The 3,455-nt window shown below is 47.6% G+C and carries 4 protein-coding genes and 1 pseudogene; 2 read left to right on the forward strand and 3 right to left on the reverse strand.

From position 1 onward, the window contains the following. Both DW640_RS22920 and DW640_RS22925 read left to right on the forward strand, forming a co-directional pair. The coding region (locus tag DW640_RS22920; RefSeq protein WP_173023016.1) for a topoisomerase C-terminal repeat-containing protein at positions 1-293 on the forward strand (293 nt) is incomplete at its 5' end. 239 nt (positions 294-532) lie between these two features. Continuing rightward, a complete protein-coding gene (locus DW640_RS22925) occupies positions 533-1,663 on the forward strand; it encodes a YhcG family protein (RefSeq protein WP_032561145.1) in 1,131 nt (376 codons plus the stop codon). 136 nt (positions 1,664-1,799) lie between these two features. On the opposite strand, the gene DW640_RS22930 is transcribed toward DW640_RS22925, so the two are convergent. The 3 genes and pseudogenes from DW640_RS22930 to DW640_RS22940 all read right to left on the reverse strand — a co-directional run. Further along, positions 1,800-2,285, reverse strand: coding sequence for a dihydrofolate reductase family protein (locus DW640_RS22930; protein ID WP_032561144.1), 486 nt, complete (start codon positions 2,283-2,285; stop codon positions 1,800-1,802). A gap of 414 nt (positions 2,286-2,699) precedes the next feature. Further along, positions 2,700-3,059, reverse strand: coding sequence for a helix-turn-helix domain-containing protein (locus DW640_RS22935; protein WP_008640871.1), 360 nt, complete (start codon positions 3,057-3,059; stop codon positions 2,700-2,702). Continuing rightward, a pseudogene (locus DW640_RS22940) lies at positions 3,034-3,455 on the reverse strand (bifunctional DNA primase/helicase); the annotation flags it as partial. The pseudogene DW640_RS22940 and the gene DW640_RS22935, both read right to left, overlap by 26 nt.

Below are 3,455 nucleotides of genomic sequence, written 5' to 3' on the forward strand. Positions count from 1 at the left end.
ATATCCCGTGCCCCAAGTGCCGTTCCGGTCGCATCCTCCTTTACCCGAAGGTCGCCAAGTGCAGCAACGTCGATTGTTCCCTTACCGTCTTCCGCAACAAGGGGGAGAAGCAGCTCACCGACAGCCAGATTACCGACCTCGTGACCAAAGGCAGGACTGCCCTGATCAAAGGATTCAGGAGTAGGGAGGATAAGCCCTTCGATGCATACCTCACTTTCGACAAGGACTTCCGCATCGTATACGGGTTCCCGCCTCACACGGACAAGTCCAAAGGAAAGGAGCACAGGCGATGAACGGCATCGGTTGGATCTCCGTAGCGGAAGCCGCCCGGCTCTGCAGCACGAACGGCTCTTGATAGACAATGGTAGCCCACAGGAATTCAAGTTTTTATATCCGTAATCCCGGCAATAATCCCTATATTTGCCAATCGGTCACATAGAAAAGGCGGGATTGCTCTTTTCTGTGGCCGGATGGCAACCGTTCCGGGCACAATACCCGAACGGCTTTAATCAACATTCAACAATAGCATAACATGAATTTTGAACAATTAGCAACCATCATAGCCGACACGCACCAACGATTACAACAGAGTGCGGTCAAAGCCGTAAACCAGTGCCAGACCATGCGTAACTGGCTTATCGGTTTTTATATCGTGGAGTTCGAGCAGAACGGAGAAGACCGTGCCAAATATGGGGAATTCTTATTGAAAAACTTGGAACAAAAAGTTAATTTAAAAGGATTGAATATTACATTATTCAAGCGTTCACGAGTCTTCTATATGGTATATCCCCAGTTGGCAACTGTAATAAAAACGATATTGCCTCCAACAGGTGCATCAACGATGCACTTATTGGAAATGCAGGGTCTTGGAAAAAGTGCATCACTGATGCACTTATTACAAAATGCTGAAAACAAACAAGATATAGTTAATACGATAGAGCCTCAGAAACTACTCAGCTCTATTTCTTTTACCCACTTTATCGAACTGGTAAAAATCGACAATCCTATCAAGCGGATGTATTACGAAATGCTCACCATCCAAACCAGGCTTTCTGTCCGTGAACTCAAACGGCAGATAGGAGCGTTGAGTTATGAACGTGTCGGCTTATCCGGCAACATGGAAAATGCACTTGCTGCCATTCAGCAGAAGATTCACCCACAAACTGTAACCGATGCCGTCAAGGATGACTATTTCTTCGAGTTCCTGAACATTCCGCAGCAACGGGCTTCTTTGCTAAAGGAGAAGGAACTCGAAACACTTCTGCTCGACCATTTGCGAGACTTCATTATCGAACTCGGAAACGGCTTCTGTTTCGAAGCCAGACAAAAAAGAATCCTTATCGGTGACGAATTTTATTTCATTGATATGGTCTTCTACCACCGGATTTTGAAATGTCATATTTTGTGCGAATTGAAAGTTGATACTTTCAACCACGCTCATGTGTCACAACTTTATTCATACCTGAATTATTATAAAGCCGAAGTGATGGAGCCGGGCGATAACCCGCCTATCGGCATTTTGCTGGTAACGGACAAAAACGATGCGTTGGTGCGGTACACCACAACCGGATTGGATGAACAGATATTCGTTTCCAAATACCAGTTGCAACTTCCGACTGAACAACAATTAAAAGAGTTGATTTTAAAGACAATCCGGCAATAATAACAAATGCGCAACACATAGTTGCGCATTTGTAGTATTCTAATATTTGTCGTTCCAACTATTTCCGTTATCTTTGCAATCAATAGAACCTGCCAAGCCTCTTTAATAATGCCCAAATCGGCGGGTTGCTTTTTTATTACATCCTCCCGTACACCGTTCGGATTTTCCCGTCCTCCAGCACCTCGCTCGACCGTACAGCCCATATCCTGCCGTCGTTCGGTCCGCACTCCAGCCCCTTCTCACTGTTACCGACCAGCACCGGCACGGTTGTCATCACGATTTCATCTGCCAGCCCGTTGTCCAAGAGTAAAACTCCGGTTTCTCCTCCGTAAGCCACCACCATACCGTCGCCATTCTCCTTTATCCGTTGCAGTTCCGTTACCACATTCCCCCTGACAAAACGTACCCGTTCTGTCTCTGCCAAGTCTATACAGCCGTTCGTCACGACCAAGGTCTCCTTTGCCTCAAGCGGCCAGTCAAGATCATTCAGGTAAATACGCAGGTAAGTTTCCTCGTCAATCAGCACGTAGGCACAGGCGTCCACTACCGCATTGAAACACTTGTCCGCTATGACCGGACAGCCGTCGATGGATTGGTACACGTGCAAGGTAATCTGTTTCATAACAATGTGTTTTTAAGGATTATGCCCGCCTCGCACCAAAAAGAACAGCGTGAACTCACACTATTCCGGAATAGAGGTACTGGCATACCTAAAAGACAGAATAGGCAAACTCACGCCGTATAAGCATACAGCATGAACATTGCGCTATACATCTTGTCTTTTTTGAAAAGTGCCAGTTTTCTATTCCAAGACGTTCAGCGAACGTACAATATGTATATCAATCCCTGCTTGCTTCCAAGCCGGGTATGAATCTTTCATGTCATGACAGCAACCGTACCCCGGTAGAGTACCACCTGCCGTACTTTGTCACAAAGGTACGGGAAACTTCCCGAATAACAAAACAATAGCCCTGCCTAATCTCACGATCCGGCAAGTCCCCGTCCACTAACAGAAATCATAAAGGAAATATCACTTTTACGGAAACAAGCCTTTTTTCCTGCGCCTTTCCTCTTTCCGGACTTCCTTCTCCTTCCGTTTTGCAGCCCGTTCCTCCACAGCGGCAAACTGGTTGCGGAGGAACTCGTGCACATCTTTCACCCGATAGAAGACCTTGCCACTGATAGTGAAGTACGGCAGTATCCCAATGGCACGGTAACGTTGCAATGTGCGAATACCGACCTTCAGCAGCAGGCACAGGTCCTGGTTATCCAGTACCTCCTCTCCATCCAGCGCGTTGCTCTTCTTCAGTACTCTTTCCAACAACTTCTCCGTCCGGTCGAAACGTTCCATGATACGCTCCATCCAATTCTCAAATTTTTCGCTGTCCATATACATAGCAGTCGCCCTCCTTTTCAATAATTTCCTTTTCCCGCATGTAACGGATGTACCCCTTCGCCGTCCGTTCCTTCACGTCCAGGGTTTCCTGTATCAGTTCGCATAGCTCGATATAGCCATACTTTTTTTGCGTGACGAACGCTGCCCGTGCCATTTCAGACAGTTCCTTCTCCTTGCGCCTTTCTTTCTCCACCCTCGGTTTCTCTCCCATATAGACAGGCATCCCGGCCTGTTTGTCCCAGCGGAACTGCATCAGCGGGATATCCAGCGGGCTTCCATCCCTGACCTTCAATGCCTTCACCACCGACACCTCCGGGTTCTCGTCCTTCTCGATGGAGAGGATAGCCGCCGACTTCCGCTGCAACTCGCTGCCCAAGTGTCCCCGCAACTTCAACC

The organism is Bacteroides sp. AM23-12 (genome assembly GCF_003434395.1).
In the GTDB taxonomy this organism is placed as follows: Bacteria; Bacteroidota; Bacteroidia; order Bacteroidales; family Bacteroidaceae; genus Bacteroides; species Bacteroides thetaiotaomicron.

Excerpts from the sequence above, each read along its gene's own strand:
- DW640_RS22925 (WP_032561145.1), top strand. The coding sequence starts at position 533 with ATGAATTTTGAACAATTAGCAACCATCATAGCCGACACGCACCAACGA.
- DW640_RS22930 (WP_032561144.1), bottom strand. The coding sequence starts at position 2,285 with ATGAAACAGATTACCTTGCACGTGTACCAATCCATCGACGGCTGTCCG.
- DW640_RS22935 (WP_008640871.1), bottom strand. The coding sequence starts at position 3,059 with ATGTATATGGACAGCGAAAAATTTGAGAATTGGATGGAGCGTATCATG.